14 protein-coding genes are annotated in these 25,154 nt (G+C 66.7%); 10 read left to right on the top strand and 4 right to left on the bottom strand.

Annotated elements, in window-relative coordinates; genetic code table 11:
- Positions 1 to 20: 20 nt before the first annotated feature.
- Positions 21 to 344, bottom strand: a complete 324-nt coding sequence (locus tag ACQPYR_RS24335; RefSeq protein WP_433621265.1) for an ArsR/SmtB family transcription factor — start codon at positions 342 to 344, stop codon at positions 21 to 23.
- 87 nt (positions 345 to 431) lie between these two features.
- Between ACQPYR_RS24335 and ACQPYR_RS24330 the strand changes: the two genes are divergently transcribed.
- The 9 genes from ACQPYR_RS24330 to ACQPYR_RS24290 all read left to right on the top strand — a co-directional run bounded on the left by ACQPYR_RS24330 (position 432) and on the right by ACQPYR_RS24290 (position 22,438).
- The gene (locus ACQPYR_RS24330) at positions 432 to 1,199 is read left to right on the top strand and encodes a glucose 1-dehydrogenase (protein WP_433621264.1); all 768 of its coding nucleotides are present in this window, start codon (positions 432 to 434) and stop codon (positions 1,197 to 1,199) included.
- Between the two features lie 176 nt (positions 1,200 to 1,375).
- Complete coding sequence (locus ACQPYR_RS24325; protein WP_040691387.1) at positions 1,376 to 2,035, top strand: response regulator; 660 nt, start codon at positions 1,376 to 1,378, stop codon at positions 2,033 to 2,035.
- Between the two features lie 84 nt (positions 2,036 to 2,119).
- Positions 2,120 to 2,596, top strand: coding sequence for an FxsA family protein (locus ACQPYR_RS24320; RefSeq protein WP_433621263.1), 477 nt, complete (start codon positions 2,120 to 2,122; stop codon positions 2,594 to 2,596).
- A gap of 129 nt (positions 2,597 to 2,725) precedes the next feature.
- A complete protein-coding gene (locus ACQPYR_RS24315; protein WP_433520479.1) occupies positions 2,726 to 2,959 on the top strand; it encodes a hypothetical protein in 234 nt (77 codons plus the stop codon).
- A gap of 81 nt (positions 2,960 to 3,040) precedes the next feature.
- The gene (locus ACQPYR_RS24310) at positions 3,041 to 4,633 is read left to right on the top strand and encodes an amidohydrolase (protein ID WP_433621262.1); all 1,593 of its coding nucleotides are present in this window, start codon (positions 3,041 to 3,043) and stop codon (positions 4,631 to 4,633) included.
- Entirely contained in the window at positions 4,623 to 6,317 is a 1,695-nt protein-coding gene (lnt, locus tag ACQPYR_RS24305; protein WP_433621261.1) for an apolipoprotein N-acyltransferase, read from the top strand. Before ACQPYR_RS24310 ends, lnt begins: the two co-directional genes overlap by 11 nt.
- 387 nt (positions 6,318 to 6,704) lie before the next feature.
- Positions 6,705 to 20,351: an amino acid adenylation domain-containing protein gene (locus ACQPYR_RS24300; protein ID WP_433621260.1), complete on the top strand. Its 13,647-nt coding sequence runs from the start codon at positions 6,705 to 6,707 to the stop codon at positions 20,349 to 20,351.
- Positions 20,352 to 20,588: 237 nt separating this feature from the next.
- On the top strand, positions 20,589 to 21,572 hold the full coding sequence (locus tag ACQPYR_RS24295; RefSeq protein ID WP_433621259.1) for an ATP-binding cassette domain-containing protein: 984 nt from the start codon (positions 20,589 to 20,591) through the stop codon (positions 21,570 to 21,572).
- Positions 21,572 to 22,438 (top strand): ABC transporter permease, encoded by an 867-nt coding sequence (locus tag ACQPYR_RS24290; protein ID WP_433621258.1) that lies wholly within the window; start codon positions 21,572 to 21,574, stop codon positions 22,436 to 22,438. Before ACQPYR_RS24295 ends, ACQPYR_RS24290 begins: the two co-directional genes overlap by 1 nt.
- Positions 22,439 to 22,513: 75 nt before the next feature.
- On the opposite strand, the gene ACQPYR_RS24285 is transcribed toward ACQPYR_RS24290, so the two are convergent.
- The gene (locus tag ACQPYR_RS24285) at positions 22,514 to 22,849 is read right to left on the bottom strand and encodes an RNA polymerase-binding protein RbpA (RefSeq protein ID WP_433621257.1); all 336 of its coding nucleotides are present in this window, start codon (positions 22,847 to 22,849) and stop codon (positions 22,514 to 22,516) included.
- A 257-nt stretch (positions 22,850 to 23,106) separates the two neighbouring features.
- On the opposite strand from ACQPYR_RS24285, the gene ACQPYR_RS24280 reads away from it, so the two are divergent.
- A complete protein-coding gene (locus ACQPYR_RS24280) occupies positions 23,107 to 23,433 on the top strand; it encodes a hypothetical protein (protein ID WP_063042219.1) in 327 nt (108 codons plus the stop codon).
- Positions 23,434 to 23,443: 10 nt separating this feature from the next.
- Here the strand turns inward: ACQPYR_RS24280 and ACQPYR_RS24275 are convergent, their stop codons facing one another.
- Both ACQPYR_RS24275 and ACQPYR_RS24270 read right to left on the bottom strand, forming a co-directional pair.
- On the bottom strand, positions 23,444 to 23,986 hold the full coding sequence (locus tag ACQPYR_RS24275; protein ID WP_433621256.1) for a YaeQ family protein: 543 nt from the start codon (positions 23,984 to 23,986) through the stop codon (positions 23,444 to 23,446).
- Positions 23,987 to 24,011: 25 nt separating this feature from the next.
- Positions 24,012 to 25,088, bottom strand: coding sequence for a hypothetical protein (locus ACQPYR_RS24270; protein WP_433621255.1), 1,077 nt, complete (start codon positions 25,086 to 25,088; stop codon positions 24,012 to 24,014).
- Positions 25,089 to 25,154 lie beyond the last annotated feature (66 nt).

The following is a 25,154-nucleotide window of genomic DNA, read 5'->3' as shown; positions in this document are numbered from 1 at the left end:
GCCATGCGGCCAAACCGTGATCAAGTTCGGGTCGCGTGCGACTGCTCCCGGCGGGCTGCTTCGATCACCGAATCCAGCAAACCCGGGAACCGCGCATCGAGATCGTCACGGCGTAACGACTGCAAGGTTTCCCGTCCGGACGGCCGCTGCCAGATGATCCCCGCATCGCGCAGCACCCGATAGTGGTGCGTCAGATTGGATTTGGGCACACCGTCGACGATCGAACCGCAGGTGTGCTCCGCCCCATCGGCGAGTACGCGAACGATCCGCAGGCGCAATGGATTTCCCAGTGCGGCGAACACATTCGCCAACTCGATCCGGTCCCGCTCGGGATGTGCCGTCATCACATCGACCAGAATAGCTCGATTGTTGACATACAGTCGAACTGTTCATATGTTCTTGAACTATCCAACTGTATGAGAGGTCGTGCCATGGTGGGCAATTCCCGATTCGACGACAAGATCGCGCTGATCACCGGCGGAACCAGCGGTATGGGGTTGGCCACCGCGCGCAGGCTGCTCGACGAGGGCGGGCGGGTTGTCATCACCGGGCGTGACAAGACCCGTTTGGACGTCGCGCTCGAAGAGTTGAACGGTGGCGATCGCGTCCTCGGAATCCCCGGCGACGCAGCGAGTCTCGCCGATCTGGAAGCGTTGACGGCCGCAGTCCGGGACCGTTACGGACGCCTCGACATCGTTTTCGCCAATGCGGGCGTCGGCGCGTTCCAGGCGGTCGGCGACGTCACCGAGGCCGAGTTCTACCGGGTTGTCGATATCAACTTCAAGGCCGCGTTCTTCACCATCCAGCACACCCTCCCCCTGCTGGTCGATGGCGGCGCGATCGTGATCAACGCATCATTCGCACTGCATCGGGGTGGGCCCGGCGCGGCGCTCTATTCGGCGACGAAGGCGGCGGTGCACAACCTGGCGCGGGCGCTGGCGGCCGAGCTGGCACCGAGGCGAATCCGGGTCAACTCGGTGAGCCCGGGTTACACCGGGACGCCCGCGTTCTATGCCGAAGCGTCACCGGAAGTGCGGGCCGCCGCCGTAGCCACCGTGGCCGCGGGGCGTATCGGTACCGCGGAGGATGTTGCCGCCGCGGTCGCTTTTCTTGCCTCCGATGAGGCGTCATACATCAACGGCCAGGACCTGCTCATCGACGGCGGTCTCGTCGCCGCGACCCCTGCGGCGATGGTGTAGCGCTGCACCACTGGGCTTTTCGTGTGGGATGCAGCCAATGCACGATGACACAACGCGGCGGAAACCGTGAGGTGGCTCTATGGCCGACTGCCCACGAGTGCCATGCAAGATCGCATCCGCTGCGGCCGTGCGCACGGTGCGGAAAACGCGCTGGACGGGGCCGATAGATTAGGGACGTGCCGATTACCGTTCTCGTTGTCGACGATCAAGAACTCATGCGTATGGGATTGAAGATGGTGCTCGGTGCGCACCCGGACATCGAGGTGATCGGAGAGGCCGAGAACGGTGCCGCCGCGATATCTCGGGCCAAGGAGTTGCGGCCGGATGTGGTGCTGATGGATGTGCGGATGCCGGTCGTCGACGGGGTATCCGCCACGCAGCGCATCGTCGAGGCCGGTGACGGCTGCAAGGTGCTCGTGATGACGACCTTCGATCTCGACGAACACGCATTGGGCGCGCTGCGAGCGGGTGCGAGCGGATTCCTGTTGAAGGACACGCCGCCCGAGGATCTGGTCTCGGCGATCCGGAGTGTGGCCGGCGGTGATGCGGTGGTTTCGCCGAAGGTGACCAAGCGACTGCTGGACCGGCTCATCGCCGACGACCCGGGTGGTATGCGGGATCCGGCGGTACTCGAGGTGCTGACCGCGCGTGAGCGTGAGGTGCTCGAGCAGATCGCGGCGGGGCGGTCCAATGCCGAGATCGCCGAGCAGTTGTACCTGTCCGAGGCCACCGTGAAGACGCACGTCGGGCGGGTGCTGACGAAACTCGGTCTGCGCGACCGGGTTCAAGCGGTCGTGCTGGCCTACGAGACCGGGTTGGTGCGACCCGGCGGGTGAGATCTCAGCGACCTATCAGGCTGGATCGGGAGAAAATTCGGACCGTGTGACGTTGAACCGGGTAGATCGTCCGAAAGGATCGCCATGCCCGCCGTACTGTTCGTGTTCTACGTCATCGTCGAGATCGCCGCGCTGATCGGCGTCGGCCAGCTCATCGGTGTGATGCCGACCATCCTGCTGCTCATCGCCGGGTCCGCCGCGGGCATGCTGCTCATCGGCTCCCAAGGCCGTCGCGTCTTCGAACAATTCCGGCGCGCCGGACGCGGGGAGATCAACCCGGGCACCGCGGTCGCGGACGGCGCGCTCGTCGCTGCGGGCGGGTTCCTGATGTTCATCCCGGGCCTGGTCACCTCGTTCTTCGGGCTGCTCCTGCTGCTGCCGCCGACCCGCTTCCTGGTCCGTCCGCTGGTCGCCGCGTTCGCCGCGCGTCGCTTCAGCCGTCTGGCCGCCGCGATGCCGTATCGCGGCGTGATCATCGACGGTGACGATGTGGTCGACGGCGCGGTCGTCAGCGAGTGGTACGACGACCCCCGGCCCTCGACTCGCCCGGCTCTTCCGTAGCGATTGCTTGCAGATCCCGCGACAGTGTCAGCCGGCTGATCGGGTTCACGTCTGGCCGCTTCCGCAAACGTGCCGTCTGTCACCCTCGTGCCCATTTCGTAAGACGGATCAAAGGACTAGGGTGGCCGGATGGCGACCGAAGAGCTCACCGTCACGGTGAGTGAGGAGCTGGCAGCGGCGGTGCGGCAGGCCGCGGCGGCTGCGGGACAGTCGATTTCCGGATTCACGGCCGCGGCACTGCGGCTGGAACTGATCGCGGTGGAGGCGGGTATGCGAGCCGCACCCGGTGGCGCGCCGCCGAGATACGCGGAGGTCATGGCAGTGCTCGCACAACCCGCGGACGTTTCGCCACCGACCATCTAGCGCGGCCCGCAAGCAGCCGCTACGCAGCGGAGGCTGTCCGACTCGACGGACTGAAACACCCATGCGGCAGACTGGTCTCTCGTGAGTACCCAGTTGCTGATCGGCGGTCGTTTCTACAGTTCGAGTTCACCCGACGCGACGGCAATGGCCGTGACCGACGGCACTGTGGTGTGGCTGGGCGCCGAGCAACCGGGACGCGCGCTGCATCCGGATGCGGAGATCATCGACCTCGACGGTGCTTTCGTGGCACCGGCATTCGTCGATCCGCACGTGCATGTGACGGCGCTGGGCTTGAAACTGACCGGCCTCGATCTGTCGGTGGCGCGTTCACTCGAACACTGCCTGCAACTGCTGCGCGCGTTCGCGGCGTCGCATCCCGACGGCGCGATTCTCGGTGACGGCTGGGACGAGACCGGATGGCCGGAACGTCGGCCGCCGACGGTCGAGGAACTCGACGCGGCGGTGCAGCCGGGGCGGCGGGTCTATCTGTCACGGGTGGACGCGCATTCGGCGGTGGTGTCGTCGGGGTTGTTGACTGCGGAAGTCACCGCCGCGGCAGGTTTCACCCCCGATGCGCCCCTGCGCGCCGACGCGCACCATCTGGTGCGCACCGCGGTTCTCTCGGGATTGGATCGCGCACAACGGGATCGGGCACGCAAGGCCGCACTGGATACGGCGGCCGCGCACGGTGTCGTGGCGGTGCACGAATGCGGGGGACCGGAGATCGCCGGGCGCACCGATATTCGTGAGTTACTCGACTTCGAGCACGGTGTGGAAGTCCGGACCTATTGGGGTGAGGCGGTGCGCACCGCGGACGAGGCGCGGGCATTGGTCGCCGAACTCGGGGTGCAAGCGCTCGGCGGCGATCTGTTCGTGGACGGCTCGATCGGCTCGCACAGCGCCCGGTTGCGCGCGTCTTACGCCGATGACGCCGGAACCGGTCTCGGCTACCTCGACGCCGAGACGATCGCCGCACATGTGCGTGCCTGCACCGAGGCGGGCATTCAGGCCGGATTCCACGTTATCGGTGATGCCGCGATGGATGCTGTCGTCGCCGGATTCGGACGGGTGGTCGACGAACTCGGCGGCCCGGCCGTCGCATCCCGCGCGCACCGCGTCGAGCATGCGGAGATGATCGATGCCGATCAGATCGCGAAACTGGCCGCTTGGGGCGTAATCGCCAGTGTCCAACCGGGTTTCGACGCGACCTGGGGCGGCCCGGAGGGCATGTACGCCACTCGCCTCGGCTCCGAACGCGCCGCCACCCTGAATCCCTTCGCGGCCATGGCCGCGGCGGGCATCGCCCTCGCCATCGGCTCGGACGCGCCGGTTACCGCACTCGATCCCTGGTCGGCGGTGCGCGCCGCGGTCAACCACCGCACCCCGGGCCACGGTCTCTCCCCTCGTGCCGCCTTTGCCGCTGCCACCCGGGGGGCCTGGCGCGCGGGCGGCATCCGCGACGGCGTCGCGGGCACCTTGGTCCCGGGAGCTCCCGCCTCCTACGCGGTCTGGGACGCCGCCGACCTCGTCGTCGCAGCAGCCGCCGATACCGTCCAGCGCTGGTCCACCGATCCGCGCTCCCGAGTCCCTGGCCTACCCCCGCTCGACCCCGACGCGTCCCTGCCCACCTGCCTGCGCACCGTCCACCGCGGAGTCACCATCCATGAAGCCTGAAACACCCGGCGCGGCTCTGCGCCGCGTGGCCGTCGCGCTCGGTCGGTATCCGGTGCTGAGTCGGTCCGTCGCGGCGGTGCTGTCGGGGTTGTTGATTTTCGGGAGCTTTCCGCCGCGGCCGTTCTGGTTTCTTGCGCCTATCGGGATCGTGGTGCTGACGCTGACCACACGCGGCGCTGCGCGGATGCGTGGAGGGTTCGGGTACGGGTTCCTGGCGGGGCTGGCGTTCTTCGTGCCGCTGTTGCCGTGGACCGGGATCTACGTCGGGCCGGTGCCGTGGCTCGCGTTGTCGACGGTGTGTGCCTTATATATGGGACTGTTCGGGCTACTGGCACGGTTGTTGTTTTCGCTGCCGGGATGGCCGGTGTGGGTGGCGTTGACGTGGACGGCCGCCGAGTGGCTGCGATCGAGCTTTCCGTTCGGCGGATTCCCGTGGGGGCGTTTGGCGTTCGGCCAGGCCGACGGATGGTACCTCTCGCTGGCCATCGTAGGGGGCGCGCCGCTCATCGGATTCGCGGTGGCGCTCACCGGAACCGCGGCGGCGGCAGTACTGGTGTACGTATGGAACCGCGTGACGGTCGTGCCGACAGACGATCGGTCGCCCGCCGAGTCGGGTCGTACCACCACGACCCGCATCGGAATTATCGCCGCGGCGGCGACCTTGGTTACCATCCCGGTCACCGGAGCGATCCTGCGGACCGCGCTGCCCGGCCCGCAGGAGGGCGACCGCACGATCACGGTCGCTGCCATCCAGGGCAGCGTGCCGCGGCTCGGGCTGGACTTCAATGCCCAGCGACGCGCTGTACTCGACAACCATGTCCGGCGCACCGAGGAATTGGCTCGAGCAGTCGCGCAGGGGCAGGCGCGCAAGCCGGACGTGGTGATCTGGCCGGAGAACTCATCGGATATCGACCCGCTGCGCAATGCCGACGCGGCCGCGGAGATCACCGAGGCGTCCGAGCAGATCGGCGCGCCGATACTCGTCGGCGCCGTACTGGTGAACGGCGATCGCACGACGACGAACTCGGTCATCGTCTGGAATGGTGCGGCCGGTCCGGGGGAGCGGCACGACAAGAAGATCATCCAGCCGTTCGGTGAATACCTGCCGATGCGCAGCTTCTTCCGCCTGTTCTCCGAGTACGCCGACCGCGCCGGATACTTCGTCCCGGGCCACGGCGACGGCACTGTCCGCGCCGACCCTTTCGAGCGACCTGCAAGCAGTCGCGACGGCGGCATCGATATCGGCGTCGCGACCTGCTACGAGGTCGCCTTCGACCGCGCCTTCCGCGATTCCATGCATGCCGGCGCGCAATTGCTGACCGTGCCCACCAACAACGCCACCTTCGGTGACAGCGAGATGACCTATCAGCAGCTGGCCATGTCCCGGGTCCGTGCCGTCGAACACGGCCGCGCCCTCGTGGTCGCCGCCACCTCCGGTGTCAGCGCCATCATCACCGCGGACGGCGCAGTCCAGCAGCAGACACCCAAGTTCGTACCCGCCGCGCTGGTCGCCGAACTGCCGTTGCGGAGCAATACGACGCTCGCGACCCGATTCGGCGCCGAAGCGGAACTGCTCTCGGTTATTCTGTCCGGTGCTGCCGTCGTGGTGGCGGTTATCCGGCGGCGAAAGACCCGCGGTAGGTGTGTGAACGACCAGGCCACCATGGACCAGCCGGTCGGCTGAGCTCGCCAGATCGGTTGAGCGCGAGGAATAGGGCGTTCCCCTAACCAAACAATCGGTATGTTTCGGGGCTTCGAAACCATCTTTCGGTTTGCCCTGAGCGTTAGCGTGCAGTTCGCCAGATTGCAATCGAGTCTGGCGTAGGTCGGTTCGTTTTCAGTGTTTTCCGCCGCTCAAGCCGCAAATTTGGAGAGTTTGCGGAAATGTTGCTTGCGAAAGCGCCTTACTGCCAACGTCGTTCGAAGTGAAACAAATCCGCAACGCTGGCCATCCGTTGCATTCGATGCTCCGAATCTATGGGCGTGGATCACGTCCTACGGCTGGCGCGTGCGCGCCTGCGGTGGCGGTGCTCGGGGAGTTGTGCATCAACAGCGGCAGAAGGAGTGATTGATGAAGTCATTGGCCACGGATCGCGTCGACCAATGCTCTTCCGGTGAATTCTCGGCACAACCATTCGCTCTGTCGCCAGCGCAAACAGCCCTCTGGTACGCCCAACGTATCCGCCCGGATGTCCCGCTGACCATTGCGCAGTATGTCGAGATCCACGGCGACCTGGACGTCGGACGCCTGCTGTACTCCATCGAACGGTTCGGTGTCGAAACGCAGGTCGGACATGTGCGTCTGATCGAGATCGACGGTGTCCCGCATCAGGTGATCGACCACACCCGCCGCCCGGGCTGGGGCCGGATCGATCTGCGCGACGAGCCTGATCCGCACGCTGCCGCGCTGCGCTGGATGAATGAGCACGCCAGTTCGCCGATCGACTTCGAACGGGATCCGCTTACCACGAACATCGTGCTGCGGACCGGCGAATCCGACTACATCTGGTACGCACGCGGCCATCACATCGTGATCGACGGCTACGGCGCGATGAACGCACTCACCCGCACCGCGGAGATCTATACGGCGGTGGAGAATCGCACCGAACCGGAGGCATCCCGAGCTACACCGCTGGCGAAAATCTATGCGGACGAATCCACGTACCGCGACTCCGGCCGGTTCCGCAACGACCGCGACTATTGGCTCGAGCAATTAGCGGGCGCGGGTGGACCGATGACTCTGTCCAACGTGAACGGCCTCACCGCCGCCCCGGATGCGGGGCGGCGGCGTGCTTGCGCGGTCCTCGACGAACGCGCCGAGGCGGCCATGAACGCGGCCACGGCCGAACTCGAGACCCAGAGCTCGACGATGTTCGTCGCCGCGCTGGCCGCCTATGTGCGCTCGGTGACCGGCAATTCCGACGTGGTGCTGAGCCTGCCGGTATCGGCGCGGACCACGGTCGCGCTGCGCCGCGCCGCCGGCGTGGTCTCGAATGTGGTACCGATCCGGGTGCGCTTCGATGCCGATACCACCGTCCGCGATGTGGTGCGCGCGGCCGAATTGCAGATCACCGGCGCGCTGCGACACCAGCTCTACCGGCACGACGACATCCGCCGCGACTGCGGCTACTCCCGCGATGCGCGCGGATTCTTCGGCCCGATGGTCAACATCATGCTGTTCCACGACGAGCTGAAGTTCGGCAGTCTGCTCGGCTCGCTGCATGTGCTCGCCACCGGCCCGGTCGAGGACCTGTCCATCAATCTGTACAACGGCGAGGGCGGTCGCATCCATGTCGACTTCGAGGCCAATCCGCGGCTCTACGCGGAGTCCGAGGTCCAGGCGCACCACGGCCGGTTCCTGAACTTCCTGACCCGGTTCCTCGCCGCCGATCCCGATATGCACGCCGAGAGTCTGATCGCCATCACCGATGACGAGCGCGAGCGCGTGCTGCACACCTGGAATGCCACCGAGACCGCGCCGCAGCAGGGGACCTTGTCCGGCCTGTTCGCCGATCGCGCGATGATCTGCCCGGATGCGGTCGCGCTCGAATTCGGTGACGAGACACTGACTTACCGCGAACTCGACGAGCGTGCCAACCAGCTGGCCAGACTGCTCATCGCCCGTGGCGCGGGACCCGAGCAGGTTGTCGGGCTGTACCTGCGGCGCAGCGTCGAACTCGTCGTGGGCATCTACGCGATCATCAAGGCGGGCGCGGCGTACCTGCCGCTGGATTCCGATCATCCGGTCGAGCGGATCGAACAGATCCTCGAACGGGCCGATCCGGTCTGTGTATTGACCACGGCCCGAGACGAACTCGCGCTGTCTGCGGGCGCGGACACGGTCGCGATCGATACCGCAGACCTCACGGATTTCGACGCCCACCCGATCACCGACACCGACCGCCTCTCTCCACTGCGTGCCGATCATCTCGCGTACGTGATCTTCACCTCGGGATCGACCGGAAAACCCAAGGGCGTCGGCGTAACTCACGCCGCGATCGTCAACCGGCTGCGCTGGATGCAGCACGAATATCCGCTGGACGGCACCGACGCGGTGCTGCAGAAGACCCCGGACACCTTCGACGTCTCGGTCTGGGAATTCTTCTGGCCCTTACAGATCGGAGCGCGACTCGTCGTCGCGACGCCCGACGGTCACCGCGATCCCGGCTACCTCGCCCGGACGATCGCCGAAAAGTCCATCACTGTAGCCCATTTCGTGCCGTCGATGCTTTCGGTATTCGTCTCCGATACCGATGTACGCGGCTGCACCACGCTGCGCCGGGTGTTCTGCAGCGGTGAGGCGTTGCCCGCGGCCACCGTCCGTGATTTCCACGCCGCCATGCACGGGCCGGAACTGCACAATCTGTACGGGCCGACCGAGGCCGCCGTCGATGTCACCTACTGGCCGTGCCCGGCCGACCCGGATACCGTGCCGATCGGCGCGCCGGTGTGGAACACCCAGACCTACGTCTTGGACGCACGTCTGCAGCCGGTGCCTCCGGGGGTCGTCGGCGAGCTGTATCTCGCGGGTGTCCAACTGGCGCGCGGTTACCTCGGCCAACCTCGGTTGACCGCTGATCGTTTCGTGGCCAACCCGTTCACTCCGGGCGCCCGGATGTACCGCACCGGCGATCTGGCGCGCTGGCAGGGCGAGCCGGATCTCGGCGGCCACCGGGGCAATTCGGCTCGAGGGATCCTCGAATACCTGGGTCGCAGCGACTTCCAGGTGAAGATCCGCGGTCTGCGCATCGAACTCGGTGAGATCGAGGCGGCGCTGCTGGCTGACGAGCGGGTCGCCCGCGCGGTCTGCGTCGCCCATCGCGGCCGCACCGGCGACGAACTCGTAGCCTATGTCGTTGCCGCCCCGGCCTTTTCGGACCATTTGGACAGCACCGCGTTGCTGAATGCCTTGCGTCGCACGCTGCCCAGCTACATGGTGCCTGCAGTGCTGATGGTGCTCGCCGAACTACCGTTGAGCGCGAACGGCAAGATCGACCGCAAGGCGCTGCCGGAACCCGATGCCACCCGCCCGTCCGGCCATCTCACGTCCGAGCCCCGCACCGAGGTGGAGCGGGTACTCGCCGGTGTCTTCGCCGAAGTTCTCGGTATCGACGGAATCGGTGTCGAGGACGGCTTTTTCGATCTCGGCGGCAATTCGCTGATCGCCGCCCGCGCGGTCGCGCGGATCAATGCCGCCCTCGGTACCGGGCTGACTATCCGCGACCTGTTCGAGGCCTCGACCATCACCGCGTTGATCGAGCGCTTCGCCGCCCACAATCCGGACGCGTCGTCTCCGAAGCTGGTACCTGCCGAACGGCCGCAACGGATTCCGCTGTCGCTGGCTCAGCAGCGGCTGTGGATCCTCAATCGCTTCGCCGAACATGCCGCCGCCTACAACATGCCGCTTGCCGTCGAGATCGACGGACCCATCGATCTCGTGGCGCTGCGTGCCGGACTCATCGATGTAATCGAACGGCACGAATCCTTGCGCACCACCTTCCCGGATGCACCGGAAGGTCCGTACCAGTTCGTGCATCCGGCCACCGATATCCCGCTCACCCTGGACCCGATCGACGCGACCGGCGCCGATGTGCGGGAACTGGCCGAGGAGTTCGCCGGATACGGCTTCGATCTGCGCAGTCAGGCCCCGATTCGGGTGGCGCTGTGGACCACCGGAGCGAATCGGCACGTATTCCTCATCGTGCTGCACCACATCTGCGGCGACGGCTGGTCGATCGCACCGCTGGCCAGGGATCTGATGGCCGCGGTGGCCATGCGCGCGAAGGGCATCGCACCGCAGTGGACTCCGCTGCCGGTGCAGTACGCTGATTTCTCCCTGTGGCAGCGCGAACTGCTCGGCGACGAAGCCGATCCGGCGAGTGCGCTGAGCCGTCAGCTCGCCTACTGGCGCGCGGCCCTCACTGGTCTGCCCGATCAGCTCGACCTGCCGCTGGATCGTCCGCGCCCGCTGCGTCGCTCGATCGAAGGCGGGCGGGTCGAGTTCACTATTGCACCCGAGATCCGCCGCGCCGCAGGCGAACTCGCGGCCAGTCGGGGTGTCAGCATGTTCATGGTGCTGCACGCGGTACTGGCCACGCTGCTCGCGCGGCTGTGCACGAGCACCGATATCGCCATCGGCACCCCGATCGCGGGCCGTTCGGATCCGGCGCTCGACGATCTGGTCGGCATGTTCGTCAACACGCTGGTGTTGCGGACCGAGGTCGATCCGGCCGCCGGGTTCGACCAGATGCTCGATGTGGTTCGCGAAACCGATCTGAACGCCTTCGCCAATGCGGATGTGCCGTTCGAGCGGCTGGTCGAACTCGTCAACCCGGAGCGCTCCGCCGCCAGGCATCCGCTGTTCCAGGTGATGCTTTCGTATGACCGTGCACCGGATCTGAGCATCGATCTGCCCGGGGTGCGGGCGCGGGTGCTGCCGATCGCCGCCGATATCGCCAAATTCGATCTGCAGCTGGAACTGCACGACGGTATCGCCGACGGCCCGCTGCACGCCGAATTCGGCTATGCCACCGATGTTTTCGACAAGCGCACGGTCGAATCGCTCGCCCGCCGGTTCATCGCCGTGCTCAGTGCCGTCGTCGCCGAGCCGAATCGACCGGTCGGCGATCTGCAGATCCTGGACCGGCGCGAGGCGGCGAAGCTCGCGCCGATCGCCGGTGCTCCGGGTGAGCCCTCGATCACCTTGGCGCAGCTGTTCACCGACATCGCCGAGCGGCTGCCGGATGCGACGGCCGTGCGGTACGAGGGCGTCGACACCAGCTACCGCGAACTCGACGAGATGTCGAACCGCCTGGCGCGCACGCTGATCGAACACGGCGCCGGACCCGAGGTAGTAGTGGCGATCGCCTTGCCGCGCAGCCTCGATTCCATCGCGGCCATCTGGGCCGTGGCGAAAACCGGTGCGGCATATGTGCCGATCGATCCGAGTTACCCGGCTGAGCGGATCGGGCATATGATCGCCGATTCCGGTGCCATGCTCGGACTGACCGTGCCGGAATCCCTGGCCACCATGCCCGCATGGCCTGCCGCAGGCGGTAAGCACCGCAAGCATTATGTCGATTGGCTGGTACTCGGCTCGGATGAACTGGCCACCGAATCCGCTCGCTACTCAACCGATCCCGTTACCGATGCGGACCGCCACTATCCGATGCGCACCGGGTATCCGGCCTACCTGATCTACACCTCGGGTTCCACCGGAAAGCCCAAGGCCGTCGTCGTCACCCACGCCGGTATCGCATCGCTGGCACAGGAGCAGATGCATCTGTTCGGTGTCACGGATTCGGCACGCACGCTGCACTTCTCCTCGCCCAGCTTCGACGCGTCGGTGCTGGAGATCCTGCTCGGGTTCGCGGCGGGCGCCACCATCGTCGTCGCACCCGCGGGCATGTACGGCGGTATGGAACTCGCCGATCTGCTGCGCACGGAGCGGGTGACCCATGCGTTCATCACCCCGGCCGCGCTGGCCACCGTGCCGGAGGAGGGGCTCGACGAGCTCGAGGCCGTCATCGTCGGCGGTGAGGCGTGCTCGGAGGAACTGGTCGAACGGTGGTCGGCCGGGCACCGTATCCACAATATGTACGGCCCTTCCGAGGCGACCGTCGCCGCCACCGCCAGCGGTCCGATGCAGGCGGGCCGTCCGGTGCCGCTCGGCATGCCGGTGCGCGGTATGCGACTGTTCGTGCTGGACGGTCGACTGCATCCGGTGCCACCGGGCACCCCGGGCGAGCTCTACCTGTCCGGCCCGGGACTGGCCCGCGGCTACCTGGGCCGATACGGCCTTACGGCACAGAGCTTCCCGGCCAACCCACACGGTAGGCGCGGTGAAAGGATGTACCGCACCGGCGATCTCGTGGTCTCGGATCCCACCGGACAGCTGCGCTTCCTCGGCCGCGCCGACGACCAGATCAAGATTCGCGGCTTCCGCATCGAACTGCGCGAAATCGACCATGTGCTGCGCGCCCATCCGGGTGTGCGCGCCGCGCTCACCGTCGTGCACACCGACGAACACGGCCAGCCCCGCCTGGTCGCCTATGTGACCGCGGACGAACCGATCGAGGCCGCCGCCATTGCCGAAACCGCGCGTCAGCGGCTGCCCGGCTACATGGTGCCTGCCTCGATCGCCGTACTCGACGAGATGCCCGTCACCCAGGCCGGCAAGCTCGACCGAAAGGCCCTGCCCGCACCGGTTTTCGCGGCCGCGGGTACCTCGCGTGCGCCGAGCACGCTGCTGGAGCAGCGCGTAGCCGCCGCGTTCGGTGAAATCCTCGGCCATCCGATGACGGGCGCGGAGGACAGTTTCTTCGAGGTGGGCGGCAACTCGCTGCTCGCCACCCGCCTCGCCGCCGCACTGCACGCGGAATTCGGCGTCGACCTGCCGGTGCGGCTGATCTTCGAGGCGCCGACGGTGGCCGGTGTCGCGGAACGGATAACGGAAGCGCCCCGGACGCAACGGGTGGCGCTGGCTGTGCATACCCCGCGTCCGGGACGCATTCCATTGTCGCTGCCCCAGCAGCGACTGTGGTTCCTCAATCGATTCTCACCCGAATCGAGCGCCTATAACATCGCATTCGTCATTCGGATCGACGGCGATCTGGATGCGGCGGCCCTGCGCGCGGCGCTGACCGATCTGGTCGAGCGGCACGAGATACTGCGCACGGTGTTCCCGGAGGACAATCTCGGCGCCCGGCAGTCGGTGCTGCCGACCGCCAAGTCCATGCCGGTGGTCGAGCCGGTGGCGACCGACGAAGGCGCCGCCGAGCAGACACTGCGCGCTATGGCCCGCACCGGATTCGATCTCACCAAGGACATTCCGCTGCGGATCAGCTTGCTGCGCACCGACTCTCGGCGTCATCTGCTGGGCATCGTGTTGCACCACATCGCCGCCGACGGTTGGTCGCTCGGCCCGCTGACCCGGGATTTGGCCGCTGCTTACGTGGCAAGGCGTGCAGGTGGTGCACCCGATTGGACACCACTTCCGGTGCAGTACGCCGATTTCGGGCTGTGGCAGCGCGCCTACCTCGGTGACGAGGCCGATCCGGACAGTCTCGCAGCCGAGCAACTCGCCTACTGGCGCAGCGCACTGGCGGATCTGCACGACGAACTGCCGCTGCCCTACGATCGGCTGCGGCCGGCCGCGCCGACGCAGGAGGCGGGTTCGGTGCGCTTCAGCGTGCCCGAGCCGGTGCAGCGGGCACTTGCCGAATTTGCGCGCGAACAGGGCGTCAGCATGTTCATGGTGCTGCGCTCGGCCCTCGCGGTCATGCTGCGGTTCATCACCGGCGGTCGGGATATCGTGATCGGCACGCCGGTCGCGGGGCGCACCGATACCAAGCTCGACGAGCTGGTCGGCATGTTCGTCAACACGCTGGTGCTGCGCTCGGATGTCGACCCGGATATTCCGTTCGCGACGCTGCTGCGCGCGGATCGCGATAACGAGCTGGCCGCCATGGCGCACACGGATATCCCCTTCGAGCGCATCGTCAACGAGTTGGGCAGCGACGGGCGCGGCAGCGGTCGCCATCCGCTGTTCCAGGTGGCGCTGACGGTGCAGGACGGTCCGGTTCCCGCGCTCGAACTGCCCGGCCTCGCCTTGCATGCCGAGGAATTGGATATCGCGCTGGCCAAATTCGATCTGGAACTGCGGGTCGGTACCGGCAGCCGCGACGCCGGACCGGGCGCGTCGGCGCGTACCTTCGAATTCGCCTATGCCGCAGAGCTTTTCGATGCGGCGACGGTCAAAACGATGGCCGATCGGTTCCAGGCGGTGTTGGCGGCCATTACCGCGGCACCGCAGGTGCTGGTCCGCGATATCGACGTGCGCACCGAATTCGAGCGACGACAACTCACCCCGGCCACCGGCGGCCCGACCACGCCGCAGTGCACGCTGGCCGCCTACTTCACCGCCACCGCGCATATGCATCCGCAGCGCACGGCGATCCGCTCGAATGGCACCTCGCTGACCTACACCGCGGTCGACGCGCGCTCGAATCGGTTGGCACGGGCGCTGATCGAGCGCGGGCTCGGTCCGGGTGACCGAGTGGCACTCGGCCTGACCCGCTCGATCGACTCGGTCATCACGATGCTCGCGGTCACCAAGTCCGGTGCCGCATTCGTGCCGGTGGATCCGAACTATCCGGCCGACCGCGTGCGGCACATGCTGGTCGACTCCGGGTGCGAAGTGGGCGTCACGCTGGCCGAGCACGCCGATCGGCTGCCCGCGACCGCGGGCACGGACTGGCTGCTGCTCGACGCGCCTGAATTCATCGAGGAACTGGACGAATTCGACGACTGCCTGGTCGACGACTACGAACGCCATCGTCCCATCGAGATCGCCGATCTGGCCTATGTGATCTACACCTCGGGCTCGACCGGCAAACCCAAGGGCGTGGGCGTCACGCACAGCGGGCTGTCGAACTTCGGCGACGAACTCCGCGAGCGGATGCGGGTCGACAAGGATTCGCGCACGCTGCACTTTTCCTCCCCGAGCTTCGACGCGGCGATTCTGGATCTGCTGCTCGCGATCGGCTCCGGCGCGACCATGGTGATCGTCCCGACCGATATCTACGGCGGCGATGAACTGGCCGCGCTGATGGAGCGCGAGCGTGTCACCCACACGTTCATCACACCGGCCGCGTTGGCCACCATCGATCGGGAGCGCTGGTCATTGCCGTGCCTGCGTGCGCTCATGGTGGGTGGCGAGGCCTTGAGTCCGGGGTTGGTGGCCCGCTGGGCCTCGGGACGGCAGATGCACAACGTCTACGGGCCGACCGAGACCACCATCGTCACCACGATCTCCGCGCCGCTGGCGATCGGCGAACCGATCACCATCGGAACCCCGGTGCGCGGTGCGCGGGCGCTGGTACTCGATGAGCGGCTGCGTCCGGTCCCGGTCGGGGTTCCCGGCGATCTATACCTCGGCGGATTCGGTGTCTCGCGTGGGTATTTCGACAGGTTCGAACTCACCGCTACACGATTCGTCGCCGACCCTTTCGGACCGGCGGGGTCGCGGATGTACCGCAGTGGTGATGTGGTGCGCTGGAATGCCGTGGGCGATATCGTCTACCTCGGACGCAGTGACCATCAGGTCAAGGTGCGCGGCTTCCGCATCGAACTCGGCGAGATCACCAACGCGCTCGCCGCACATGAGCACGTGCGGTTCGCGCACACCGAGGTGCGCCATATCGCGGGCGTGGATCGGATCGTCTCGTTCATCCAGCCCGCCGAGGACGCCGCACCGGATATCGATGCGGTGCGCGCCCATGTCGCCGAACAGCTTCCCGCGCATATGGTTCCGGCGAGTATCACCGTGCTGGACAGGATCCCGCTGACCCCGACGGGCAAACTGGATGTCGCCGCACTGCCCGAACCGCAGCTGACGTTGCGCACGGCCCAGCGGGCACCAGCGACCGACGCCGAGCGGCTGGTGGCCGAGGTGATGGGCGAGTTGGTGGGTGTCGAGGGTGTGAGCGCCGAGGACAGTTTCTTCGATATCGGCGGAAATTCGCTGCTGGCAACCCAACTCGTGGCCCGGCTGGCCGCGGCGACCAATACCCGGCTCGAGGTGCGCACCGTCTTCACCAGGCCGACGGTCGCCGAAATCGCGATGCTGCTCGATGCCGGTTCCGGTGCCGACGCTCGGCCGGAGTTGGTGCGCCGCGATCGGCCGGAGCGGATTCCGTTGTCGGCGGCCCAGTATCGACTGTGGTTCCTGAACCGGTTCAACCAGGTCGGAGACGGCACAGGTGAGGCCAGCGGGGCCTACAACGTCCCGGTGGTGCTGCGCATGCGCGGCGAGCTGGATGCCGATGCGCTGATGCGGGCATTGCACGCCGTACAGCAGCGGCACGAGACGCTGCGGACGGTATTCCCGGAGGTCGATGGGGTTCCCACGCAGCGCGTTCTCGATCCGGCCGATGCGGCCGTCTCGATGTTCGTCACGACCCTGCCGCCGTCGGAAATACCAGATGCGGTACAAAATTCCGCGACTCCGGGATTCGATCTCGCCTCGACCGTGCCGCTGCGGGCCGCGCTGTTCACGGTCGACCGCAATGGATCCACCGACGCGAAATCAGGGGCATCGACCGAGCATGTGCTGGTGCTCGTCGTCCACCACATCGCGATGGACGGCTGGTCGCTGGCACCCCTGGCCACCGATGTGGCCATCGCCTATGCAGCAGCATGCGAGGCGAAGACGCCCGACTGGCCGGAATCGGAGATCCAGTACGCCGATTACGCGCTCTGGCAACAGGACACGCTCGGCACCGAGGACGATCCCGATTCGCTGGTCCATCGCCAGCTCGACTACTGGCGCGAGACCCTGAACGGAATTCCTGAGCTGCTGAACCTGCCGGCGGACCGGCCGCGCCCGCCCGCGCCGAGCTATCGCGGGGGCATCGTGGAGTGCCCGATCGACGCATTGACCCATCGAGAACTGCGCACGATCGCCACCAGCAATAACGTCAGCATGTTCATGCTGCTACACGCCGCGCTGGCGGTGCTGCTGCATCGGATGACCGCGACCGACGACATCACCGTCGGCACGCCGATCGCCGGTCGCGGTGGCCATCCGGAGCTGGATCGAATGGTCGGTATGTTCGTCAACACGTTGGTACTGCGCACCCGGATCGATCCGGACGCCAGGTTCACCGACCTGCTGCACGCCGTGCGCGACATCGATCTGGATGCGTTCGCGCATGCGGACCTGCCGTTCGAGCGACTCGTCGAGGTACTGAATCCGGCCCGCTCGCAGGCCCATCACCCGATGTTCCAGGTGATGCTCTCGGTGCAGAACCACCCGGTGCGGGTGCTCGACCTGCCCGGGCTGCGCATCGAGTCGGAGGATATCGACACCGGTATCGCGAAGTTCGATCTGCAGTTCACGCTTACCGAATCACACACCGGGACAAGGGAACCCGGCGGAATCAACCTGTCGGTCAACTACGCGAGCGATCTGTTCGACGAGCAGACCGCGCAGCGGCTCGGCAGGCGATTGGTCCGGCTGCTCGCCGGTGTCGCAGCGAATCCGACCACCGCCGTGGGTGATCTGGAGCTGCTCGATCCCGCCGAATGGTCCGGGTTGGCTCCGGTGCGCGGGGCGGAGGCGGACCGGCCGGCCACCTTCCCCGAGGTGTTCGAGAACGCGGCGAATGTCGATCGCAAGGCCATCGCACTGTGCTCGGGCGATACCCAGGTGAGCTACGACGCGCTCGACCGGTGGACCAACCGGCTGGCACGGGTGCTCATCGAACGCGGGGTCGGCCCGGAAACACTTGTGGCGCTGGGGATTCCGCGCTCGGTCGAATCGGTGGCGACGATGCTCGCGGTGGCCAAGGCGGGTGCGGCATTCGTGCCGGTCGACCCGCTGTATCCGGCGCAGCGGATCTCCCACATGCTCACCGATTCCGGTGCGGCACTGGGCATCACGCTGGCCGAGCACCGCGACCAGATGCCGGGCGACGCCGAGTGGATCGTGCTCGATGATGCCGAATTCCGTGGGCGGGTGCTGGATACGTCCGATGCGCCGATCAGGACGGGCGAGCGGATCAGGGCGCTGCGGGTGGACAATCCGGCATACGTCATCTACACGTCCGGCTCGACCGGCACACCGAAGGGTGTCGTGGTCACCCACGGTGGCCTGTCGAACTTCGCCGCGGAGACCGCCGAGCGGTTCGAGGTGCACCCCGGTTGCCGGGTCCTGCATTTCGCGACGCCGAGCTTCGACGCCGCCATGCTCGACCTGCTGCTCGCACTCGGTGGTGCGGCGACGCTGGTGATCACGCCACCGGGTGTGGTCGGCGGCGCCGAACTGGGCAGGGTGTTCATCGAGGAGGGGATAACGCACGCGTTCATCACCACCTCGGCACTCGGCACGGTCGATCCGACCGGCGTCACCGAACTGGCGCATGTGCTGGTGGGCGGTGAGGCGCTGCCGCCGGAGCTGGTCACGCGCTGGGCGCCCGGCCGCAATCTGTACAACGTGTACGGGCCGACCGAGACCACCATTGTCACGGTGATCTCCCAGCCCATGGCACCGGGCGAGCCGATCACGATCGGCGGGCCGATCCGCGGCGTGAACGCCACCATCGTCGATGGACGGCTGCATCCCGCGCCGGTCGGGGTGACCGGTGAACTGCACCTGGCGGGTAGTGCCCTGGCACGGGGCTATCTCAACCGTCCGGGGCTGACGGCGCAGCGGTTCATCGCGAACCCCTACGGCAAGCCGGGGGAAAGGATGTATCGCACCGGCGATCTCGTGCGCTGGTTCGGGCGCGGCTCCGACTCGGCCCGCGAAATCGAATACCTCGGCCGCACCGACCATCAGGTGAAGATCCGCGGATTCCGCATCGAGCTCGGGGAAATCGACGCCGCGCTCGCGCGGCACGACGCGGTCGAGTTCTCGACGACCATCGGTCATCGGACCCCAGCCGGTGCGACGGCATTGGTGTCGTATGTGAAGCCGTGCGAGGGAAATACGCTGAACGCGGCCGAGCTCACCGAACACCTCGCGGCGCGGGTGCCGAATTACATGGTGCCCCAATCGATCATGCTGATCGACCAGGTCCCGCTCAGTCCGGTCGGCAAGCTCGACCGCGACGCGCTGCCGGAACCGGTCTTCAGCGCGAGCGAAGGCTATCGGGCGCCGACCACCCCGACCGAGGTGCGGCTGTGCGCAGCCTTCGCGACGGTGCTCGGTGTCGAAACGGTGGGTGTCGACGACGGATTCTTCGAACTCGGCGGCAACTCGTTGCTGGCCACGAAGGTCGTGGCGGAGCTGCGCGCCAATGGAATCGATCTCCCGGTGCAGCTGATGTTCGGCGACTCCACCCCGGCCGCCATCGCGACCCGGCTGGACGGAGCCGGTCACCCCGGCGCGGCCATCGCCGCGACACTGGAGCCGCTACTGCCGATCCGGGCCCGCACTACCGCGAGCCGGGCCCCGCTGTTCTGCATCCATCCCGCGATCGGGCTGTCCTGGTGCTACTCGGGTCTGCTCGCGCATCTGGCTGCGGACCGTCCGGTGTACGGCTTGCAGGCACCGCACGTCGCGGGCGAGGACGGGTTCGATTCGATCGGCGAGGCCGCGGAAAACTATGTGGCGCATATCAAGTCGGTCCAGCCCGAAGGGCCCTACCACCTGCTCGGCTGGTCGCTGGGCGGCCTGATCGCGCACGAGGTGGCGGTCCAGTTGCAGGAGGCGGGCGAACAGGTCGCGCTGCTGTCGATGATGGACAGCTACCAGCTCACCGACGAATGGCTCGAGCATGCGATTCCCACGGTGGCCGAGATCATCGGCGAATTCGGCAATGACGCCGATGACGTCGAACTCGACCCGCGCATGACCCTGCGCGACGCCGCCGAACTGCTGAGCTCGCGCCCCGGCCCGTTCGCCACCCTGACCATCGAACATCTGGAGCGCCTCTACGCGGGCTACACCAATGGCACTGTCCTGGCCCACGGCTTCCGCCCCAGGACCTTCGACGGTGATCTGCTCTTCTTCACCGCGGCCGATGACGAGATCAACCACACCGACCCGATCCGCCGCGCCGCGGCATGGGCGCCCTTCGTCACCGGCAGCATTCACAACCACGACCTGCCTTGCAAACACTCGGCCATGACGACACCGGAATCACTCGCCGTCATCGGTCCGGTGCTCGACGAGCACCTGGAAGGCGCATCGAGGCAGGAGGCACGGTCGTGAGAGAGCGTTTCGAACAATCCATCGACACAGCACCCGCACGCATCGACGAAACCCGGTGTTACCGAGGCGGATTCGCGCGAGATATCGCCGACGACCGCGCGGGCCGGGACGCCGGTGCCGAGGGGCGGAACAGGAGCGAGTCGTGAACGAATGCGATGAATCGACCGGCTGTGAGCAATCGGTAGCAGGCTCGGCGAGAGTGCGGGCGCCGGGGGCCAGGGCTGGGCAGGTTGTGTCGTGAGTCTGGCGGTGGAGGTGCGCGGCCTGGTCAAGACTTACGGCCGGGTGCGGGTGCTGGACGAGGTCGACCTACAGATTCCGGCGGGCACGGTGATGGCACTGCTCGGGCCCAATGGCGCGGGCAAAACGACCACGGTGCGTATCGTGACCACCCTGCTGCGGCCCTGCGCCGGATCGGTGCGGGTGGCGGGTATCGACGTCTTGCGCGATCCGGCGACCGCGCGGCGGCGCATCGGGCTGTCCGGTCAGTACGCGGCGGTCGACGCCAACCTGACCGGCTATGAGAATCTGCGCATGGTGGCGCGGCTGTACGGAATGTCGCAGCGGCAGGCCGCATCTCGTGCGACGGAATTGCTGAGCACTTTCGGTCTGGACCATGCGGCGCACCGTCGTGCCGGTACTTATTCCGGCGGCATGGCGCGGCGGCTCGACCTCGCCGGGGCATTGGTGGCTCGGCCCGCGGTGGTGGTGCTCGACGAGCCGACCACCGGCCTGGATCCGCGTGGCCGTCTCGATATGTGGCGCGTCATCGGCGATCTCGTCGACGACGGCACGACGGTGCTGCTCACCACCCAGTATCTGGAAGAGGCCGATCAGCTCGCCGACCGCATCACCGTCATCGATCGCGGACGGGTCATCGCCAATGGTTCGGCCGATGAGTTGAAGACCTCCATCGGCGGCGACCGGCTCACCGTCACGCTGGCCCCGGGCCAGGACGTGCTGCCCGCGCTGACGATCCTCGCGCAGGTCGGTATCGGTGAGCCGACCCACGATCTGGGCGCGGACGAGGTCTCCATCGTGGTCGCCGACGGCTCCCGCACCATGGTCGAAGCGCTGCGCAGGCTCGACGACGCCGGGGTGTGCGTGATCGACGCCGGCGTGCACCGGCCCAGCCTCGACGACGTTTTCCTGTCCCTCACCGGCACCTCCGCGCACGCAGTCGAGCCGGAAATCGATGTACAAGAGGAGATCTTGTCTTGATGAGCACCGCGGTCGCGCGCACCGAAGCGGAATCGGCCACGAAACCCGAAACCCCACCGGAGATTCGGCAGCCACACGTCCGGGTCATCCGGGACAGCGCCATCGTGGCGTACCGGAATCTGCTGACCATCCTGCGGGTCCCGACCCTACTGGTGACCGCGACGATCCAGCCGCTGATGTTCGTTTTCCTGTTCGCCTACATCTTCGGTGCCTCACTCGGCGGCGGCCAGTATCGCGAGTTCCTGCTCGCCGGAATCTTCACCCAGACAGTCGCTTTCAACGCCGCCTTCACCACGGTCGGCTTGGCGGGTGATCTGGAGAAGGGAATCATCGACCGCATGCGGACGCTGCCGATGTCGCGGCTGGCGGTGCTGATGGGGCGCACACTCTCGGATCTGGCGGTGAATATCCTGAGCCTGGCCGTCATGGTCGGTTGCGGGTACATCGTCGGCTGGCGGATCAACGGCGGGATCATCGATGCTGTACTGGCTTTCGCGATAATTCTGCTGTTCGCGTTTGCCATGTCCTGGGTCGGGGCCATCACCGGTCTGTTTTCACCCACCGTCGAAGTCGCCCAGAGCGCGGGCCTGATCTGGCTGTTCCCGTTGACGTTCATCTCCTCGGCCTTCATCTCCGCGGAATCGCTGCCCGGTCCGCTGCGCACCGTCGCCGAATGGAACCCCATCACCGCCGTTTCCGCCGCCGGACGCAAGCTCTTCGACAACGGCGCACCCCCGAGCTTCGGCACCCCGACCGGTTGGCCCGCCGACCACTGCATCCTCTACGCGGTGGCTTGTTCCCTGGCCATCCTGGTAGTGGTCGTGCCGTTGGCTCTGCTGCGCTACCGCAAGGTCGCTAGTAAGTAGTGTCGGTCGGTTCACCGCAGGAGAAAGGCCGCTTGCCCCAGTCGGTGCAAGCGGCCTTCTTTCGCGTGATGAAACCTAGACCCGACGCCGCGTCTTGAGCAGATCCAGCCGCTCCTTCAGCAGGTCCTCCAGCTCTTCCTTGCTGCGACGCTCCAGCAGCATGTCCCAGTGGGTGCGCGGCGGCTTGACCTTTTTGGTCTCCTGGGTGGTGCCCTCCATGAGGGTGCCCTCCTGGCCGTTGCGGCACAGCCAGGTCGGGGGGATCTCGGCGTCGTCGGCGAAGGGGACGTCGAACTCCTCGCCGTTATCGGTCCGGTACCGAGCAATCCGTCGCGGGGCCAGGTCGTGGTCGCGATCGGTTTCGTAGCTCACCGCTCCGAGCCGACTGCCCCGGAGTACGCGATCTGCCATGGTGTGCCTCTCCCTGTGTGCTCGAGTCTTGTTGCGCCGCGACCGCGTCCTTCATCGGTCAGTGCCGGATGAACGCGTGACGCTCGCTGGACCTTAGATGTAACGATCGTGCCTGCGCCAATAGTTCCCCATCGGCGTACTGGCGAACCGTTCCATTGTAGTCGGTGTCCCGGCCACCCTCCGCCACGCCCACGCCGCGCCGCTGAACCGGGGTCGGGAGTGCCATTCGGTCGGCACAACCATTAGGGTTCTGCGTCATGTCGCGCCGCGTGCTGTCCTGCTGCCTGTGGTGTGGGCGGGAGATCGTCGAATCGGAGGCCGGACGTCGTCGCCGGTACTGCCGTCAGTCCTGTCGCCAACGCGCCTACGAACACCGCAACAGCTTGAAGGGAACCGGAATTCCGGCGGATTCGGTGGTACTGAGCGCCCAGGAGGCGGCCGATCTGGCCGACCGCTGGTTCGCCGCCCGCTGCGCCGCCGAGGATGTCGCCACTGCCATCGGTGAGGGCGCCGACACCGAAGAGTTGAAGGCGTTGAGCGCGACACTGTTGACCCTCACCCGCGAGGCAGAACGGCTGCGGTGAGCGTCAACCGCTAGCCGAGCCTGCGCTCTTCGATCGACGTGCTCAGGTTCGTCCCATTGAGATCCAGGTAGAGCAGTCGCTCGGTGATCGACACCGTGACCGTGTTGCGGCGTTCGATCGCGGCTACCGCGGCATCGATGAAGTCGCGATCGAAGCTGTACAGCGGGATCGCTTCGGCGCGGTGGACCCGTTTACCGGTGAACTGTGCGAGCACCTTGGCCGGGTCGCGATGGGTGTAGATGGCAACGCGCTCAGCCGATTTGCTGCCGCGGTGCACGCGATCGGCATCGGGTGCACCGACCTCGATCCAGGCGGTGAGCCGTCCGGTGAGATCGCGCACCAGCACCGCGGGCTCGTCGGTGGACGACACTCCGCCGTCGCTGAAGGCGATGCCTTCCTCGTACTCGAGGCAGTAGGCGAGCAATCGCGTCAGCATGAACTCGGCGGTTTCGGACGGGTGGCGCGCAACCCGCAACTCCAACTCCTGGTACACGCCACGGTCGACATCGGCGAGTTGGACGGCGAAGTTGTGCAGTGTTGCGCTGAGGGCCATAGGAGCAAGAGCTTAGTGAACGCCGCTACTGGCCGCGGGCGCGCGTGCCCGCGGCGAACAGTCGCGCGGCACTTGGGGCGTTGCGGCCGTGGGCGCGCGCCTGCCAGTAGACAGCGAGGGTCAGTAGAGCAACCACCCAGATCAATACACCCACGGCGAACAGCGTCCGACCGTCCGGATGCACCAGCGACTGGGCTCGCATCGCCTGCCAGAACACGATCGCGAGCAGCCCGGCATAGCCCGCTGCGAGCACACCGATCAACGCGGCGCGCGTGCGTTCGCTCCGCAGCCACGGGTAGCGCGGCGCCAACCAGGCCAGTGCGACAACGGCGAGCAGCAAGACCTGAATGGCGTGTAGCCCGAGAAAATGCGGGATCCGCAGATCGCCGCCGATGGTGCTCCAGTGCGTGATCGGCATGCCGCCGACACCGTCACGCGCCTCGAGTGACGGGTTGTCCAGGACGGTATGGCCGGCCACCAACTCGACCACATTGCCGTCGGCATCGCGCACCAGCTGTTTCCCGGTAAACCCCATCAGGTACCCGAGCGCCATCCCGACCACGGCGAGACCGAGTCCGGCGTGAATGGCCCGAGCGGTCGGCCGGTCCACCAGCCGCTGCCACGAAAGGATCAGCACGATAACGAGATTCGCGAAGAACAGGCCGGGCACGCCGGACGCGAACACCATCTGACCGATCGAATTCACCGCGTCGGCCTCGCTGTTGAAATGGCTGTAGGTCCCGCGCGCGGCCTGCACCACGATGAATCCGACGTCCACGAATCCGGTGATCGCGAACACCGTCCCCATCCACCAGGTGACGCGACTCCCCCTGTGCGGCAACGACAGCAGCCATGCCAGGGTGATCCCATAGAGCACGAAAGCGAGCCCGAACTTGAACGGTTTGAGCCATACGGATTCGTCGAGCAGCATCCGGTCGTCGAACACCATGCCACCGGCCGAGAACAGGACGAGCGCACCCATCGTGGCCACCATCCACAGCAGCGGGCGATGGAGGTGACTGCCGCCCGGCAGGTCCGATGTGACGGCGCGGCGGTGGCGCACGGAATCGCCAGGGGCGGAAAGGGTATCGATCGTCGGCATGATCCGACGGTAGGAATCGACAATGCTCGGCCACGTCCCGCCGCAGCGCCATTCGCGGGTAATACC

Origin of the sequence: Nocardia sp. CA-120079 (assembly GCF_050955745.1) — a bacterium.
Taxonomy (GTDB): domain Bacteria; phylum Actinomycetota; class Actinomycetes; order Mycobacteriales; family Mycobacteriaceae; genus Nocardia.
The sequence above is the reverse complement of the archived record's forward strand: the minus strand, read 5'-3'. Positions and strand labels throughout refer to the sequence as shown.

What these genes read in the sequence shown, in the direction of transcription:
- ACQPYR_RS24335 (WP_433621265.1), bottom strand. Translation starts at nt 344, where the DNA reads ATGACGGCACATCCCGAGCGGGACCGGATCGAGTTGGCGAATGTGTTC.
- ACQPYR_RS24330 (WP_433621264.1), top strand. Translation starts at nt 432, where the DNA reads ATGGTGGGCAATTCCCGATTCGACGACAAGATCGCGCTGATCACCGGC.
- ACQPYR_RS24320 (WP_433621263.1), top strand. Translation starts at nt 2,120, where the DNA reads ATGCCCGCCGTACTGTTCGTGTTCTACGTCATCGTCGAGATCGCCGCG.
- ACQPYR_RS24315 (WP_433520479.1), top strand. Translation starts at nt 2,726, where the DNA reads ATGGCGACCGAAGAGCTCACCGTCACGGTGAGTGAGGAGCTGGCAGCG.
- lnt (WP_433621261.1), top strand. Translation starts at nt 4,623, where the DNA reads ATGAAGCCTGAAACACCCGGCGCGGCTCTGCGCCGCGTGGCCGTCGCG.
- ACQPYR_RS24300 (WP_433621260.1), top strand. Translation starts at nt 6,705, where the DNA reads ATGAAGTCATTGGCCACGGATCGCGTCGACCAATGCTCTTCCGGTGAA.
- ACQPYR_RS24290 (WP_433621258.1), top strand. Translation starts at nt 21,572, where the DNA reads ATGAGCACCGCGGTCGCGCGCACCGAAGCGGAATCGGCCACGAAACCC.
- ACQPYR_RS24285 (WP_433621257.1), bottom strand. Translation starts at nt 22,849, where the DNA reads ATGGCAGATCGCGTACTCCGGGGCAGTCGGCTCGGAGCGGTGAGCTAC.
- ACQPYR_RS24280 (WP_063042219.1), top strand. Translation starts at nt 23,107, where the DNA reads ATGTCGCGCCGCGTGCTGTCCTGCTGCCTGTGGTGTGGGCGGGAGATC.
- ACQPYR_RS24275 (WP_433621256.1), bottom strand. Translation starts at nt 23,986, where the DNA reads ATGGCCCTCAGCGCAACACTGCACAACTTCGCCGTCCAACTCGCCGAT.
- ACQPYR_RS24270 (WP_433621255.1), bottom strand. Translation starts at nt 25,088, where the DNA reads ATGCCGACGATCGATACCCTTTCCGCCCCTGGCGATTCCGTGCGCCAC.